Below are 15268 nucleotides of genomic sequence, written 5' to 3'. Positions count from 1 at the left end.
CACACCTCGTCGAAGGGACCCGCCATGAAGGCCCTCATCGTCTACGCCCACCCCGAGCCGCGCTCGCTGAACGGCGCGCTGAAGGACATCGCCGTGACCACCCTCGAAGGAGCCGGGCACGAGGTCCGGGTCAGCGACCTGTACGCGATGGGCTGGAAGGCCGCCGTGGACGCGGCCGACTACGGCGCGCACGCCACCGACCCCTTGCAGGTGGTGCCGAGCTCGGGCGCGGCGTTCGACGCCGGCGCGCTCACGCCCGACGTCGCCGCCGAGCAGGAGAAGCTGCTGTGGGCCGACACGGTGATCTTCCAGTTCCCGCTGTGGTGGTACGCGATGCCCGCGATCCTCAAGGGCTGGGTCGACCGCGTGTTCACCTACAACTTCGCCTACGGCGTCGGCGTGCACGACGCGACCCGCTACGGCGAGCGCTACGGCGAGGGGACGCTGCGGGGACGGCGCGCCGTCCTGTCGGTGACCGTCGGCGGCCCCGAGTCCCACTACAGCGACCGCGGGATCAACGGCCCGATCGAGGACCTGCTGTTCCCGATCCACCACGGGATCCTCTACTACCCGGGCCTGGAGGTGCTGCCGCCGTTCGTGCTCCACGGCACCGACCGGCTGGCCGGCGGCGCCTTCGAGGACGCCGCGAAGGCGTGGCGGGAGCGGCTGCTGGCGCTGGAGACGACCGAGCCGATCGCGTTCCGCCGCCAGAACTTCGGCGACTACGAGATCCCGTCGCTCCGCCTGAAGGAGGGCCTGGAGGCGCCGGGCCGCACGGGCTTCGGCCTGCACGTGCGGGCGTGAGCGCCGCGCGGCGCCCGGTCCGGAAAAAATCCGGCGGGGGATGTCGAGACGGCGCGGGCGGCTCCGTCCCGGGGGTGAGCGCGACCAGAATGGGTCGCCGGTACCGAGGAGGACCACCATGGCCAAGTACCTGCTGCTGAAGCACTACCGCGGCGCCCCGGCTTCCGTGAACGACGTGCCCATGGACCGGTGGACGCCCGGCGAGATCACCGCGCACGTCCAGTACATGGCGGACTTCGCGGACCGGCTGAAGGAGACCGGCGAGTTCGTCGGGGAGACCGCCCTCGCGCCCGAGGGGACGTTCGTCCGCTACGACGGCGAGGGGCGCCCGCCGGTCACCGACGGGCCGTTCGCCGAGACCAAGGACCTCATCGCCGGCTGGATGGTGATCGACGTCGACGGGTACGACCGCGCCGTCGAGCTCGCCGGGGAGCTGTCGGCCGCGCCCGGCGCGGGCGGCCGGCCGATCCACGAGTGGCTGGAGCTGCGCCCGTTCCTCACCGTGCCGCCCACGATCGGCGAGTGACGACCGGCGTGGACGAGGTCCTGCTCCGGCGCCTCGCGCCGGACGTGCTCGGCGTCCTCGTCCGCCGCGGAGCGGATTTCGCGGCGGCCGAGGACGCCGTGCAGGACGCGCTGGTGGAGGCCGTCCGGGTCTGGCCGGACGGCCCGCCGCGCGACCCCAAGGGCTGGGTGATCACCGTCGCGTGGCGCAAGTTCCTGGACGCGGCGCGGGCCGACACCGCCCGCCGCCGCCGCGAGGACGCCGCCGACGGGGAGCCCGCGCCCGGCCCGGCGCCCGCCGTGGACGACACGCTCTGGCTGTACTTCCTCTGCGCGCACCCGTCGCTGACGCCGTCGTCGGCGGTGGCGCTCACGCTGCGCGCCGTCGGCGGCCTCACCACGCGGCAGATCGCGCGGGCCTACCTGGTGCCCGAGGCGACGATGGCGCAGCGCATCAGCCGCGCCAAGCGCACCGTGGCGGGCGTGCGGTTCGACCGGCCCGGCGACGTCGCCACGGTGCTGCGCGTCCTCTACCTCGTGTTCAACGAGGGCTACTCGGGGGACGTCGACCTCGCCGCCGAGGCGATCCGCCTCACCCGGCGGCTGGCGGCGGCGGTCGACCATCCCGAGGTGGCGGGGCTGCTCGCGCTCATGCTGCTCCACCACGCCCGGCGCGCCGCGCGGACCGCGCCGGACGGCGGCCTCGTCCCGCTCGCCGAGCAGGACCGGAGCCGCTGGGACACCGCGGCGATCGCCGAGGGCGTCGCGATCCTCCAGGCCGCCCTGGCCCGCGACCGGCTCGGCGAGTACCAGGCGCAGGCCGCCATCGCGGCGCTGCACGCCGACGCGCCCGCCGCCGAGGAGACCGACTGGGTGCAGATCGTGGAGTGGTACGACGAGCTGGCGCGCCTGAACGCGAGCCCGGTCGTCCTGCTCAACCGCGCGGTCGCCGTCGGCGAGGCCGACGGCCCGCGCGCCGGACTCGCCGCCCTCGCCGAACTGGACGCCGCGCTGCCCCGCCGCACCGCCGCCGCGGCCTACCTGCACGAGCGCGCCGGCGACCTGGAAACGGCGGCGCGCCTCTACGCCGAGGCGGCCGAGAAGGCCCCCAACCTCGCCGAACGCGTCCACCTCACCCGCCAGGCCGCCCGCCTCAACACCTCCTGACGCGCATGACAAAAGTCATGGCGAGGCGACGACAGCGGGCACTGACGCGGCGGCCCGCGGGTTCCTAGCGTCGGTGGCATGCATGCGGTCACCCTCGCCGACGCCGAGGACGGCGACGGTCCCGGCGCGCCGTCGTACCATCCGGATGTCATGAGCTTCCTGCTGAACCAGGGCGACGCCGGGCGGTCGCGCCACCGCCGGGCGTTCTGGGCGGTCTTCGGGCTGGTCTACCTGGTGCCGCTGGTGCGCACCGCGTCCGGCTACCACGGCGCGCGGCTCCCCCTCGCCTTCCTCGGGATCGCGGCGTTCGTGGCGCTGTACGTGGCGACGCCGCTCAGCATGGAGAGCTGGGCGCGGCCCGCGGGGCGCCGCACCTGGGTGCTGTACGGGGCGTTCGCGGCGGTCTGCGCGGTGCTGCCGCCGGCGTTCGGCGCCGACTGGAACGGCATGCCGATCTACCTCGCGGTGATCTCGGCGATGGTGCTGCCGTTCCGGTGGGTGCCGGCGGGCGTCGCGGGCGCGACGCTGCTCGTCGCGGCGCAGGCGCTCGCCGCCGGGCTGTCGCGCTCGGCGCTGACGACGCTGGCCGTGTCGGCGCTGTCGGTCGGGCTGTTCATGTTCGGGTTCCGGCACGCCCGCACCCTCGTCCAGCAGCTCCAGGACGAGCGGGCGAAGACCGCGCGGCTCGCCGCCGTCGAGGAGCGCCTCCGCATCGCCCGCGACCTGCACGACCTGCTCGGCCACAGCCTGTCGCTGATCGTGCTGAAGAGCGAGCTCGCCCGCCGCGTCGGGGAGCGGGACCCGGCCCGCACGCTCGCCGAGGTCGGCGACATCGAGACGGTCGCGCGGACCGCGCTCGCCGACGTGCGGGAGGCGATCTCCGGCTACCGGCGGCGCAGCCTCGCCGAGGAGATCGACGGGGCGCGGGCGGTGCTCGCCGCCGCCGGCGTCGAGGCGGCCGTCCGCACCGCCGGACCGGACCTGCCGGACGAGGTGGACGCGCTGTTCGGCTGGGCGGTCCGCGAGGCCGTCACCAACGTCGTCCGGCACGCCCGCGCGGGCCGCTGCACCGTCGAGGTCCGCCGCGACGGCGGCGACGCCGTCCTGGAGGTCCGCGACGACGGCGCGGGCGGCGCCGCGTCCCCCGGCAACGGCCTCACCGGCCTCGCCGAGCGGGCCGCCGAGGCGGGCGGCTCCGCCACCGCCGGACCGGGCCCGCAGGGCGGTTTCCGCGTGATCGTCCGGGCCCCGCTGGCGCGGCCCGCGGTCCCGGTAGAGTCCACCCCGTGATCCGCCTGATGCTCGCCGAGGACCAGGGCATGGTGCGCGGCGCCCTCGCGACGCTGCTCGGCCTGGAGGACGACATCGAGGTCGTCGGGCAGGCCGCGGACGGCGCCGCGGCGGTCGCGCTCGCCGCCGAGCTGGCGCCCGACGTCGCGGTGCTGGACGTGGAGATGCCCGGCATGGACGGCCTGACCGCCGCCCCGAAGATCACCGAGGCGGCGCCCGGCTGCCGGATCGTCATCCTCACCACGTTCGGCCGCCCCGGCTACCTGCGGCGGGCGATGGAGGGCGGCGCGTCGGCGTTCCTGGTCAAGGACGGGCCCGCGCAGGAGCTCGCCGCCGCGATCCGGCGGGTCGTGGCGGGCGAGCGGGTGATCGACCCCGCGCTCGCCGCCGCCGCGCTGAGCGCGGGCCCGAACCCGCTGTCGCCGCGCGAGCGCGACGTCCTGGCGGCGGGCGCCGACGGCTCCACCGTCGCCGACATCGCCGGGCGGCTGCACCTGTCGGAGGGCACCGTCCGCAACTACCTGTCGGCGGCGATCAGCAAGGTCGGCGCCCGCAACCGGATCGAGGCCGTGCACACCGCCCGCGCGCAGGGCTGGCTCTAGGGCGTGTTCTGTGGATCTACGTTCTGTTGCGCGGCGTCCAGGCGGCCCCCGGCGGCGTTGTCGTCGGTCGACGGCCGGCACCGGGCCGCCTCCCTCCTCCGCCTTGCCGGGGACCACCTGGACGCCGCTCACGACGAACAAGATCCACAAAACACGCCCTAGCGGGCCTGGAGGGCGTCGAGGGCGACGGCCTGCGCGAACACCAGGCGCCGGTCGAGGCGCGGGTCCTTCACCTCGATGACGTAGCGGTCGCGGATGCCGAACTTCTTCTCCACCGAGAAGACGACCTGGTCGCCGGCGTAGAAGTCGAAGTGGTACGGCCAGGCGAACGGCAGCGCGTCCACGTAGGGGATGAAGTCCCAGACGCGGCGCAGGATCGCGATGCCCTTGTTGCGCTCGCTGCCGGTGGTGACGCCGAGGCCCGGCTGCTCCAGGTGCCAGGTGGAGGACAGCAGCGACTTCTTGAAGTCCTTGCGGAACGTGCCGATGGGCTGCCCGTTCGCGTCGGTGATGTCGTAGGTGGCGCCGAGGTCGATGCGCTTGCGCGCCTTGAAGCCGAACAGCGGGTGCTGCTTGTCGGTGTCGGCGTAGAGCGTCACCTGCTCCTTGAACGCCATCCGCTTCTGCTGGGCGAACGCCACGAGCGGCCCCTCGGAGCCGTCGGGGTTCTCGCTGTGGACCTCGTACTGGTTGACCATCAGCCGGAGGCGCTGGCGCATGAGGAAGCGCGTCTGCTGCTGGACGCTGTCGATCGACACCGGATTCACCCGATTCTGTTGCATGGGGGGATTTGTGCATCCGGAGTCTGCCAGCAGCGGCGGGGGCCTGGCCACTCGTCCGGGCAGGTCAGTCCCCGCTGATGTGCGCGGCCAGGTAGCCGTGGATGAGCCGCTCGGCCTCGGCGATGATCGCCGGGTCGCCGGCGGGGTCGCTGCGGAACGCCATCTTCAGCACCGCGTCGCCCGCCTCGACGGCGACGGCGAGGGCCCGCTCCAGGCCGGTGCCGTCGGCGGCGCCGAACACCTCGACGATGAGCTCGCGGAGCCGGTCCGCCACGACCGCGTTGTTGGACGCGCCCGCGTCGAGCAGGTTGATGTCGGCGACGTCGCCGAAGCGCAGCACCCGGAAGCCGGGGACCGAGCGGTGCATCTCCACGAAGATGTCGATGATCGCGCCGACGGTGTCGGACCAGTCGGCGAAGTCCTCGGCGGCGATCCGCGCCGACACCCGCTCGCCGAACGACTCCAGGTTGCGCAGCGCGAGCGCCTGCGCGACGGCGCGCTTGTCGGGGAAGAACTGGTAGACCGAGCCGATCGCGACCTCGGCGCGCTGGGCGATGCGGGTCGTGGTGAGCCCGTCGTAGCCGTCCTCGTCGAGGATCTCCGCGCAGGCGTCGAGCATCCGCTGGACGCGTTCGGCGCTGCGGCGCTGGGCGGGGCGGCGGCGGAGGGGGGTCCTGATCTCGGTCACGCCTCCCATTGTCGCCCCTGCCGGACACCGTGCGGCGATACCGAACGTGACGATCCTGTACGGGCCCGCGGACCCCTTCCGGCGGCACCCCGCCCGGCCCTAATGTCGAGGAAAGTTCACGTTCTCGGGGAGGACCGCCATGGCACTGCCGCCCGGCTTCCGGTGGGGCGTCGCCACCGCCGCCTACCAGATCGAGGGCGCCGCCGCCGAGGACGGCCGCGGCCCCTCCACCTGGGACACCTTCGCGCACACGCCCGGCCGCACCGCGGACGGCGCGACCGGCGACGTCGCCTGCGACCACTACCACCGCTGGCCCGAGGACGTCGCGCTCATGGGCGACCTCGGCGTGGACGCCTACCGGTTCTCGATCGCCTGGCCGCGCGTGCAGCCCACCGGGTCGGGCCCCGCCAACGCCCGGGGCCTGGACTTCTACGAGCGGCTCGTGGACGGCCTGCTGGAGCGCGGGATCGCGCCCGCCGCGACCCTCTACCACTGGGACCTGCCGCAGCCGCTGGAGGACGCGGGCGGCTGGCTGGCCCGCGACACCGCCTACCGGTTCGCCGAGTTCGCCTACCTCGCCGCCGAGCGGCTCGGCGACCGGATCGACACGTGGATCACGCTGAACGAGCCGGTCGTGGTGATGGCCTACGGCTACGCGTTCGGGATCTACGCGCCGGGCGAGGAGCTGCTGCTGGGCGCCCTCCCGACCGCGCACCACCAGCTCCTCGCGCACGGCCTCGGGACGAGCGCGCTGCGGGCGCGCGGCGCCGGGCGGGTCGGCATCGCCAACCACTACTCGCCCGCGCGGCCGCGCGACGCCGCGTCCGAGGCCGACACCGCCGCCGCCGGCGCCTTCGACCTGCTGATGAACCGGCTGTTCACCGAGCCGCTGCTGCTCGGCCGCTACCCCGACCTCGCGCCGCTCGGCGGCCCCGACCCGGCGTCCTACATCCGCGACGAGGACCTTCCGGTGATCGCCCAGCCGATCGACCTCCTCGGCGTGAACTACTACCAGCCGACCGGGATCGCCGCCCCCGCCGACCTGTCGTCGCCGCTGCCGTTCGAGCTGGTGGACCTGCCCGGCCACCCGGTGACCGGCCTCGGCTGGCCGATCGTCCCGGACGGCCTGCACGGCCTGCTGACCGGCCTGCGCGACACGTACGGGCCGCTGCTGCCGCCGGTCCACATCACCGAGAACGGCTGCTCGTTCCCCGACGAGCCGGGCCCGGGCGGCGCCGTCGACGACGCCGCCCGCATCGCCTTCCTGGACGCCCACATCGGCGCCGTCCGCGCGGCCGTCGACGAGGGCGTGGACGTGCGCGCCTACTACGTGTGGTCGCTGCTGGACAACTTCGAGTGGGCGTCGGGCTACGGGCCGCGGTTCGGGCTCGTCCACGTCGACTACGCCACGCAGAAGCGCACCCCGAAGGCGTCGTTCGCCTGGTACCGCGACCTCATCGCCGCGTCCCGCGAGCCCCTCGCCGGCGGTTAGGGGGAGCCGTCGCGGAGGCGCTCGCCCATGCGGTGGGCGAGGCGGCCGAGGCCGCGGGTCGCGGCGGGCGACACGCGGGCGAGGGCGCGGCCCGCGCGGGCCTCGGGCGCGACCGGGACGACGGCGCGGTCGCGGCGGACGGCCCGCACGATCGCGAGCGCGACCCGCTCCGGCGGGTAGCCGCGCCGCTCGAAGGCGCGCGCCGCGGCCTCGCGGAGCCGCCCCTCGACCGGCGCGGGCACGCCGACGTACCGGGCGTTGCGGGTGATCGGGGTGGCGATCACGCCGGGGCAGACCGCGGTGACGGCGACGCCGAACGGGGCGAGGTCGAGCCGCAGGCACTCGCTGAGCTGGAGCACCGCGGCCTTGGTCGCCGAGTAGGCGGGCAGCTCGGCGGACGGCGTGTAGGCGGCCATCGAGGCGACGTTGACCAGGTGGCCGCCCTCGCCGCGCCGCACCATCTGCTGCCCGAACAGCCGGCAGCCCCGGTAGACGCCGTCCAGGTTGACCGCGCGGACGCGCTCCCAGTCGGCCTCGGCGGTGTCGAGCAGCGAGCCCGCGAGGCCGATCCCGGCGTTGTTGACGACGACGTCCGGCACGCCGAACACCTCGGCGACGTAGTCGGCGAACCGCTCCATCGCGGCGGCGTCGGCGACGTCCACACCGTAGAAGTGCCCGCCGATATCGGCGGCGGTGCGCTCCGCGGCGGCCTCGTCGATGTCGGCCGCCACGACCCGCGCCCCGAGAGCGGCGAAGGCGCGCGCCGTGGCGCGGCCGATGCCGCTGCCCGCGCCGGTGACGACGACGAGCCGCCCGTGGAACTCGCGGCCCGGCTCGCCCGCCGTACGGGCGCGGGCCAGGTCGGCGGTCTCCGCGCCGCCCTCGGCGTGCGCCACGAACTCGCCGATCCAGGCCGCGATCTCGTCGGGGCGGCTGCGGAACGACCAGTGCCCGGCGGGGACGCGCCGCACGTGCAGCCGGGACGCGCGGCCGCGCGCCGACAGCAGCATCGCCTCCGTCCCGTACGGGTCGCGGGTCGGCACGATGATCTGGACGGGGACGTCGGTCTCGCCGTCACCGCCGTCCTTGAGAGCGCGGCCGAGGTTGGCCCGGTACAGGCCGAGGCCGTTGCGGGCGTCGGACGCGAGCGTCTCCGCCGGGTGCCCGGGGCGCGGCCGGACGCCCTCGACGCGCCGCAGCGTCCGCGCGTACGTCGCCGTCAGCAGCCGCGCGAACGCCTCGCCCGCGCCGGGAGTCATGAGCACTGGCATGTAGGCGCTGCGGACGGCCTGCGCGGCGAGCGCGCGGCGGTCGCGCGGGCCGCCGCGCAGCGCCTCGCGCGCCCAGGCGGCGAGGTGGCGGCGGTCCGGGCCCGACAGGGACGTGAACGACGCTATACGGCCGCGCAGGCGGTCGCCGGTGACGGCCTCCCAGCCCTGCACCGACCCCCAGTCGTGGCCGACGAGGTGCACGGGCCCGCCGCCGACGGCGTCCAGGACGGCGGCGAGGTCGCCCATCAGGGCGTCCAGGCCGTAGTCGGCGGGGTCGTCCGGCGCCGTGGACGCGCCCGCGCCGCGCACGTCGTAGGTGACGACGCGGTACAGCGGGGCGAGGCGCTCGGCGATCTCGTCCCAGACCGCGCCGGTGTCGGGGTAGCCGTGCAGCAGCACGAGCGTGGGCCGCTCCGGCGCCCCGTCGCCGCCCCGCACCCGGACCGCCAGCTCGACGCCGCCCGACCTCACCCGCATCCGCGCCCACCACCCGTCGCAGTACCCCTACCTGCGACGCTACGCCTCTAGGCGGCGCTGTCCACCTCTATTCGGGGCGCGCCGCCAGGCCGGTGCAGGAGCGCAGGCCGTTCCAGCGCTTCAGCTCGGCCGAGGCGGCCGCGCCCGTCATGAGCCGCGGCAGGCCGCCGCTGATGCGGGCGGGCTTCCACTTGCCGGCGGTGACCTTGCCGTCCTGGACGCGCAGCAGCAGCACGCCGGAGTTGGCGGTCTGCCCCGACGCCGAGGAGAACACGAAGTTGCCCATGCCGTAGTCGACGTAGGCGCCGTCCAGGTAGCCGCCGCCGAGCGGGATGTGGGCGTGCCCGCCGATCACGGCGTCGGCGCCGGCCTCGATCAGCTTCCTGGCGAGGGCCTGCTGGCGGGGCAGCGGGCAGCTCTTCAGCTCCTGCCCCCAGTGCAGGTGGACGATCACGACGTCGGAGCCCTCGCCGGCGTCCTTGACGGCCCGCACCATGCGCGCCTCGTCCTTGGCCGAAGCGAGGCCGCCCTTGCTGTCGGTCGCCGTCCACGCCTCGATGAGGTGGTCGTCGAGGACCTGCGTCGCCCCGACGATCGCGATCCTGTTGCCCTTCACGGTGAAGCGCCGCGCCTTGTACGCCTCGTCGGCGTTCGCGCCGATGCCGACGACGGGGAACCCCGACTTCTCGATCGCCTTCAGCGAGTCGCGGAGGCCGCCCTCCATGTAGTCCATGCCGTGGTTGTTGGCCATCGACACGACGTCGACGCCGGCGGCCTTCAGCGCGGTGAACGCCGAGGGCGGGGCGCGGAAGGTGAACTGCTTGGCGGGCGCCGGGGTGCCGCCGGTCGTGATCGCCGTCTCCAGGTTGAGCATGGTGAGGTCGGCCGACCGGAGCGTGCCCGCGATCGGCCCGAGCGCCGTCTTCGGGGACGCGAGGCGGGCGCGGAGCGGGCCCTCGAAGTGCGTGTCGCCCGCGAACGCGATGAGCGCCGGCCGCTTGTCGGCGGCCGGCGGCGCCTCCTGCCGGGCCGTGCTCGCCGTCGCGTCCGGGGACGCCTGCCCCTTGGCCTCGGAGTCGCCTCCACCGCCGCCGCCGCAGGCCGCCGTGACGGCCAGCAGGCCGCTCACCGCGACCACCGCCGCCGCCTTGCCGCGCAGCGCCATGGGGGACCTCCTCGCTCGGCCGTGATCGGCTCGCGCACAGCATGGCACGGCCGCGGGGATGCCACCGCCGCCGCGCCTCCGCCGCACCCCCGGCGGAGCCTTTCTTGACCCCCGCCGGAGAAGTTCCACGTGAAACATCTACGCAGGTGGGGCGGCCTTGACGTCGGCGCAGCCGCGCAGGCCCTCCCATTGCGCGGTCGCCTCCCGCGCCGCCGCGCCCGCGAGCGGCCGCGGCACCCCGTCCTCGATGAGCGCCGGGTCCCAGGCGGCCTTGGTCACCGGCCGCCCCGGCTTGCCGTCGACCTCGTCGAAGGTGAGGGTGAGGACGCCGGACCGCGCGGTCCGCCCGGCGGTGTTGTAGAACGCGAAGTTGCCGAGGCCGTAGTGGACGTAGGCGTCCTTGAGGTAGCCGCCGGCGAGCAGGACGTGCGCGTGGCCGCCGACGATCGCGTCGGCGCCAGCGGCGGCGAGCCGCGCGGCGAGGTCGCGCTGCACGGGGAGCGGGCAGCCGTTCAGCTCCTGCCCCCAGTGCAGGTCGACCACGACGACGTCGGCGCTCTTGCGGGCCTCCCCGACGGCGGCGACGAGCCGCGCGGGGTCCTTGGCGGAGGCGAGGCCGGGCTTGCCGTCCCCGGCCGTCCACGCCGCGGCCAGCTCGTCGTCGAGGACCTGGGTGGCGCCGAGGAACGCGATCTTGACGCCGCGGACGGTGAACACGCGCGGCCGGAACGCCGCGGCGGCGTCCGCGCCGATCCCGACGACGGGGAACCCGGCGGCGCGGGCGGCGGCCAGGCTGTCGCGGAGGCCGTCCGGGCCGTAGTCCATGCCGTGGTTGTTGGCCATCGTGGCGACGTCCACGCCCGCGCCGCGCAGCGCGGTGAACGCGGTCGCGGGGGCGCGGAACGCGAACTGCTTGGGCGCCCGCGTCCCGCCGCCGGTGACGGCCGTCTCCAGGTTCACCATCGCGAGGTCGGCGCGCGACAGCAGCGCCGAGACCGGGCCGAGCGCGGTGCCGGGGGAGGCGTCCAGGCGGGCGCGCAGCGCGCCCTCGAAGTGGACGTCGCCGCCGAACGCGACGGTGACCGGCCCGCGCGGCGCGGGCGGCTTCTCGAACAGCGCCGCGCAGCCCGTCCCGGCGAGCGCGGTGGCGGCCGCCGCGAGCGCGGCGACCGCCGATCGTCGTCCGATTCCCACCGTGCCTCCCGGTATGCGAAGTCCGTTGCCCGGCTTTGACGCCGTTCCGGGCGGCGGAGTTCGCCGGGGTTCGCGGAGGCCGGCGGTCAGGCGGCGCGGGTGGCGCCGATCGACTTCATGATGAGCGGCCAGGCGGTATGCATCTCGATCTGCCAGTAGGCCCACTGGTGCCAGCCGTCCTGATAGAAGTGCGTGGTCGCCGGGATGCCGAGCTGCTTCAGCCGGGCGGCCATCGACTGGCTCGCCGAGCCCGCGACCTGCTCGCTGACCCCGCCGAGGACGCGCGCCTTCAGGAAGTCGTAGCCGGTGACCTTCGGGTCGAGCGCACCGGGGTTCCCGGTCAGGCCGGAGGAGATGTAGAGGCCGGTGCCGCGCAGGTTGTTCGCCAGCAGGTAGGGGTCGTGGGCCTTCCAGTTGGCCATGTCGCCGGTGATCGGGCCCCAGATGCGGAACGGGTCGTTGCCGCCGTCGCCCATCCCGTAGACGCCCTCGGCCATGAGGATCGCCGGGATGCCCGGCTTGGTGAGGTGCAGGATGCCGCTGAACGACGCCGCGTACCTGAACATGCCCTTATGCCGGGCGGCGTAGGTGAAGGCACCCTCACCGCCGGAGGAGATGCCCATCGCGGCGCGGACGGTGCTCGCCCGGAAGTTGCGCTCCATGAGCTGGACGACGTCGGTGGTGTGGAAGGTCTCCCACTTGGGCGTCCCGCCCTTGCCGTAGTTGTACCAGTCGGTGTACGACCCGTCGACGTCCGCCTCGGGCATCACCACGAGGACGTTCCACTTGGCGGCGAGCTGCTCGATGTCGGTGCTGCGCGTCCACGACTCGTAGTGGTCCACGCCGCCGTGGAAGGTGTAGAGCACCGGCCAGCGGCGCGCCGAGGTCGCCGACCAGCCCTTGGGGGTGATGACGCGGACCGGGGCGGTCTTGGCGAGCGACGGCGTCTTCACGGTGATGTCGAAGGTGTGCGCGTCGAGCTGCTTCCTGGCGACGATCCGCGCGCCGGTGTCGGCCTTTACGGTGCCGGCGGCGTCCGCCGGCGCGGCGGGGGCCGCGAGGGCGACGGCGGCGGCCGCGGTGGTGAGGGCGGCGAGGGCCGCGCGCAGGCCGCGGCGTCCTCGGGGGGTACCCGACATGGTCACACTCCGGTCCTCGGCCGCGCGGTCCCGGATCGGCGGACGGGTGGGGGCGGGCGGGGGCCCGGGGTGATGCCGATCACCGCGCGCGGCTTCCGGCACGGTAGCGGAGCGAAGAGACCCGAAATACTCTCACTTCTGATAGGAAGCGGGCCGCCGATTGTGCCGCCCCGACAAAAGTGATCATGCAGGAACGCCAGGTCACCGGGGTTCCGGCGGCTCCTCACGGCGGGTGCGCGGGCGGCCACCCGGACGGCCCTTTATTAACCGATACTCCAATAATGGCGTTCGTCCCGGCTTGCCCTAGGCTGCCGCCGTGCCGCACGTCCGCGTCCTCGGGTCGGTCGGCGCCGACCTGCACGGCCGCCCCGTCCCGCTCGGCGCCGCCCGGCAGCGCGCCCTGCTCGCCCGGCTCGCCGCCGCCGGCGGCCGGGTGGTCTCCACCGACCGGCTGATCGAGGACCTGTGGGACGGCGCCCCGCCGCCGAAGGCCCTCGCCGCCCTCCAGGTCCACGTGTCGAACCTGCGGCGCGCCCTGGAGCCCGGCCGGGCCCCGCGCACGCCCGCCGCCGTCGTCGTCACCGCCCCGCCCGGCTACCGGCTCGCGCTGCCCGCCGACCGCGTCGACGCCTGGCGGCTCCGCGCCCTCGCCGCCGCGGCCGTCGAGGCGCTCGGCGCCGAGCGGCACGGCGCCGCCCTCGCCCTCCTCGACGAGGCCGCCGCCCTCTGGACCGGCGACCCCTACGGCGAGTTCGCCGGGCAGGCGTGGGCCGCCGCCGACGCCGCCGAGCTCGCCGAGCTGCGGCTGCGGATCGTCGAGCACCGGGCCCGCGCGCTGCTCGGCGCCGGCCGCGCCGCCGACGCCGTCCCCGGCCTGGAGCGCCTCACCCGCGAGCACCCGCTGCGCGAGGACCCCGCCGGGCTGCTCGCCCTCGCCTACTACCGGACGGGCCGCCAGGGCGACGCGCTCGCCGCGCTGCGCGGCACTCGCCGCGCCCTCGCCGACGAGCTCGGCGTCGACCCCGGCCCGCGGCTCCGCGAGCTGGAGACCGCGATCCTGCGGCAGGAGCCGCCCGTCCCCGCCGTCCCCGGCCCCGAACCGCGGCGCGGCCCCGTCGGCCGGGACGCCGAGCTCGCCCGGCTCGCCGCCGCCGCGCGGGAGGCCCGCGCCGGCGCGCTGCGCGTGGTGTGGCTCGGCGGCGAGGCCGGATCGGGCAAGTCCGCGCTCGCCGAGGAGATCGCCGTCCGGCTCGCCGGGGACGGCTGGCGCGTCGCGGTCGGCCGCTGCCCCGAGACCGACGACGGCGCCCCGCCCGCCTGGGCGTGGAGCGAGATCCTGCGGGCCCTCGACCCGGACGCCGCGCTGCGCGCCCGCCTCGCGCCGCTGCTGGACGGCGGCGCCGCCCCCGGCGGCCAGTTCGAGCTCGGCCGCGCCGTCGCCGCCGCCCTCGCCGCCGCCGCGCCGCTCCTCGTCGTCCTGGAGGACGTGCACCGCGCCGACCAGGAGACCCTGCACCTGCTGCGGCAGGCCGCCGGGCAGGTCGCCGCGTCGGCGGTGCTGCTCGTCGTCACGCACCGCCCCGATCCGTCCGGGGAACTCGGCGCGACCCTCGCCGCGCTCGCCGGGCGCGGCGCCGTCCACCTGCCGCTGCCACCGCTGGACCGGGCGGCCGTCGGCGCCCTGCTCGCCGCCGCGTCCGGCGCGGAACCGGACGCCGCGACCGTCGCGCTCGTCGCCGACCGCACCGGCGGCAACCCGCTGTTCGTCGTGGAGACCGCGCGGCTCCTCGCCGCCGCCGGACCGGAGGCGGCGGGCGGGCTGCCGCCCGGCGTCCGCGACCTCATCCGCGCCCGCCTGGGCCGGCTCCCCGCGCCCGCCCGCACGGTCCTGCGCGACGCCGCCGTCATCGGCCGCGACGTCGACGTCGACCTGCTCGTCGCGCTGCACGGCGCCGAGGACGAGGTCCTCGACGGGCTGGAGGCGGGCGTCCTCACCGGCCTGCTCACCGAGCCCGCGCCCGGCCGCGTCCGGTTCGCGCACGTCCTCGTCCGCGACGCCCTGTACGAGGACATCCCGCGGCTCCGCCGGGGCCGCCTGCACGGCCGCGTCCTCGCCGCCCTGGAGCGGCTGCGGCCCGGCGACGCCACCGCCCTCGGCCACCACGCGCTCGCGTCGGCGTCCACCGCCACCGCCCGCCGCGCCGCCGAGTACGCGGCGGGCGCCGCCGCCCGCGCCGCCGCCCTCTACGCCCACCGCGAGGCGGCCGCGCTGCTGGAGGGCGCGCTCGGCGCCCTCGACCTCGCCGCCGACGGCGACGGCGCGCTCCGGCTCCGGCTCCTCTGCGGCCTGGTGTCCGCGCGGGCCCACGCCGGCGACGTCGTCGGCGCGCTGCGCAGCCGCGCCACCGCGCTGGAGACCGCCCGCCGCGCCGGCGGCGCGGACGCCGTCACCGCCGCGCTCACCGCGTTCGACGCGCCCGTCACCTGGACCATCCAGCCCGACCGGCGGCAGGACCGCGTCATCGTCGCCGCCCTGGAGGACGCGCTCGCGTCCGCGTCCGGCGCCGACCGCTGCCGCCTGCTCGCCGCCCTCACCTTCGAGATCGAGGGCCACGACGACGCGCGCGCGGCCGATGCCGCCGCCGAGGCCGTCGCCATCGCACGCGGCCTCGGTGACTCCCGGCTGCCCTGAA

At 75.9% G+C, this 15268-nt stretch carries 13 protein-coding genes; 7 read left to right on the top strand and 6 right to left on the bottom strand.

From position 1 onward, the window contains the following. The first annotated feature begins 24 nt into the window (after positions 1 to 24). The 5 genes from K1Y72_RS11325 to K1Y72_RS11305 all read left to right on the top strand — a co-directional run bounded on the left by K1Y72_RS11325 (position 25) and on the right by K1Y72_RS11305 (position 4367). The gene (locus K1Y72_RS11325; RefSeq protein WP_220165864.1) at positions 25 to 804 is read left to right on the top strand and encodes an NAD(P)H-dependent oxidoreductase; all 780 of its coding nucleotides are present in this window, start codon (positions 25 to 27) and stop codon (positions 802 to 804) included. A 118-nt stretch (positions 805 to 922) separates the two neighbouring features. After that, complete coding sequence (locus K1Y72_RS11320) at positions 923 to 1330, top strand: YciI family protein (RefSeq protein WP_220165862.1); 408 nt, start codon at positions 923 to 925, stop codon at positions 1328 to 1330. A gap of 8 nt (positions 1331 to 1338) precedes the next feature. Next, complete coding sequence (locus tag K1Y72_RS11315; RefSeq protein WP_220166189.1) at positions 1339 to 2475, top strand: RNA polymerase sigma factor; 1137 nt, start codon at positions 1339 to 1341, stop codon at positions 2473 to 2475. 78 nt (positions 2476 to 2553) lie between these two features. Then, positions 2554 to 3765, top strand: coding sequence for a sensor histidine kinase (locus tag K1Y72_RS11310; RefSeq protein ID WP_220165860.1), 1212 nt, complete (start codon positions 2554 to 2556; stop codon positions 3763 to 3765). Beyond that, on the top strand, positions 3762 to 4367 hold the full coding sequence (locus tag K1Y72_RS11305; protein ID WP_220165858.1) for a response regulator transcription factor: 606 nt from the start codon (positions 3762 to 3764) through the stop codon (positions 4365 to 4367). The genes K1Y72_RS11310 and K1Y72_RS11305 overlap by 4 nt, the downstream gene beginning before the upstream one ends. Positions 4368 to 4525: 158 nt before the next feature. Here K1Y72_RS11305 and K1Y72_RS11300 read toward each other — a convergent pair whose 3' ends face one another. After that, positions 4526 to 5125, bottom strand: coding sequence for an LURP-one-related family protein (locus K1Y72_RS11300; RefSeq protein WP_308287012.1), 600 nt, complete (start codon positions 5123 to 5125; stop codon positions 4526 to 4528). A gap of 88 nt (positions 5126 to 5213) precedes the next feature. Beyond that, a complete protein-coding gene (locus K1Y72_RS11295) occupies positions 5214 to 5837 on the bottom strand; it encodes a TetR/AcrR family transcriptional regulator (protein ID WP_308287011.1) in 624 nt (207 codons plus the stop codon). 139 nt (positions 5838 to 5976) lie between these two features. On the opposite strand from K1Y72_RS11295, the gene K1Y72_RS11290 reads away from it, so the two are divergent. Beyond that, a complete protein-coding gene (locus tag K1Y72_RS11290) occupies positions 5977 to 7329 on the top strand; it encodes a GH1 family beta-glucosidase (RefSeq protein ID WP_220165852.1) in 1353 nt (450 codons plus the stop codon). Here the strand turns inward: K1Y72_RS11290 and K1Y72_RS11285 are convergent. The 4 genes from K1Y72_RS11285 to K1Y72_RS11270 form a co-directional block, all read right to left on the bottom strand. Beyond that, entirely contained in the window at positions 7326 to 9077 is a 1752-nt protein-coding gene (locus tag K1Y72_RS11285; RefSeq protein WP_220165850.1) for an SDR family oxidoreductase, read from the bottom strand. The genes K1Y72_RS11290 and K1Y72_RS11285 overlap by 4 nt on opposite strands. Positions 9078 to 9144: 67 nt before the next feature. Then, positions 9145 to 10242, bottom strand: a complete 1098-nt coding sequence (locus K1Y72_RS11280) for a CapA family protein (protein ID WP_220165849.1) — start codon at positions 10240 to 10242, stop codon at positions 9145 to 9147. A 138-nt stretch (positions 10243 to 10380) separates the two neighbouring features. After that, on the bottom strand, positions 10381 to 11430 hold the full coding sequence (locus K1Y72_RS11275; RefSeq protein WP_220166188.1) for a CapA family protein: 1050 nt from the start codon (positions 11428 to 11430) through the stop codon (positions 10381 to 10383). A 92-nt stretch (positions 11431 to 11522) separates the two neighbouring features. Beyond that, positions 11523 to 12575: an alpha/beta hydrolase gene (locus K1Y72_RS11270; RefSeq protein ID WP_220165847.1), complete on the bottom strand. Its 1053-nt coding sequence runs from the start codon at positions 12573 to 12575 to the stop codon at positions 11523 to 11525. 316 nt (positions 12576 to 12891) lie between these two features. Between K1Y72_RS11270 and K1Y72_RS11265 the strand changes: the two genes are divergently transcribed. After that, a complete protein-coding gene (locus tag K1Y72_RS11265; protein ID WP_308287010.1) occupies positions 12892 to 15267 on the top strand; it encodes an ATP-binding protein in 2376 nt (791 codons plus the stop codon). The last annotated feature ends 1 nt before the right edge of the window (position 15268 follow it).

The organism is Actinomadura parmotrematis, from assembly GCF_019458805.1.
GTDB classification, from domain to species: Bacteria; Actinomycetota; Actinomycetes; order Streptosporangiales; family Streptosporangiaceae; genus Spirillospora; species Spirillospora parmotrematis.
The sequence above is the reverse complement of the archived record's forward strand: the minus strand, read 5'-3'. Positions and strand labels throughout refer to the sequence as shown.

Excerpts from the sequence above, each read along its gene's own strand:
- K1Y72_RS11325 (WP_220165864.1), top strand. The coding sequence starts at position 25 with ATGAAGGCCCTCATCGTCTACGCCCACCCCGAGCCGCGCTCGCTGAAC.
- K1Y72_RS11320 (WP_220165862.1), top strand. The coding sequence starts at position 923 with ATGGCCAAGTACCTGCTGCTGAAGCACTACCGCGGCGCCCCGGCTTCC.
- K1Y72_RS11310 (WP_220165860.1), top strand. The coding sequence starts at position 2,554 with ATGCATGCGGTCACCCTCGCCGACGCCGAGGACGGCGACGGTCCCGGC.
- K1Y72_RS11290 (WP_220165852.1), top strand. The coding sequence starts at position 5,977 with ATGGCACTGCCGCCCGGCTTCCGGTGGGGCGTCGCCACCGCCGCCTAC.
- K1Y72_RS11285 (WP_220165850.1), bottom strand. The coding sequence starts at position 9,077 with ATGCGGGTGAGGTCGGGCGGCGTCGAGCTGGCGGTCCGGGTGCGGGGC.
- K1Y72_RS11280 (WP_220165849.1), bottom strand. The coding sequence starts at position 10,242 with ATGGCGCTGCGCGGCAAGGCGGCGGCGGTGGTCGCGGTGAGCGGCCTG.
- K1Y72_RS11270 (WP_220165847.1), bottom strand. The coding sequence starts at position 12,575 with ATGTCGGGTACCCCCCGAGGACGCCGCGGCCTGCGCGCGGCCCTCGCC.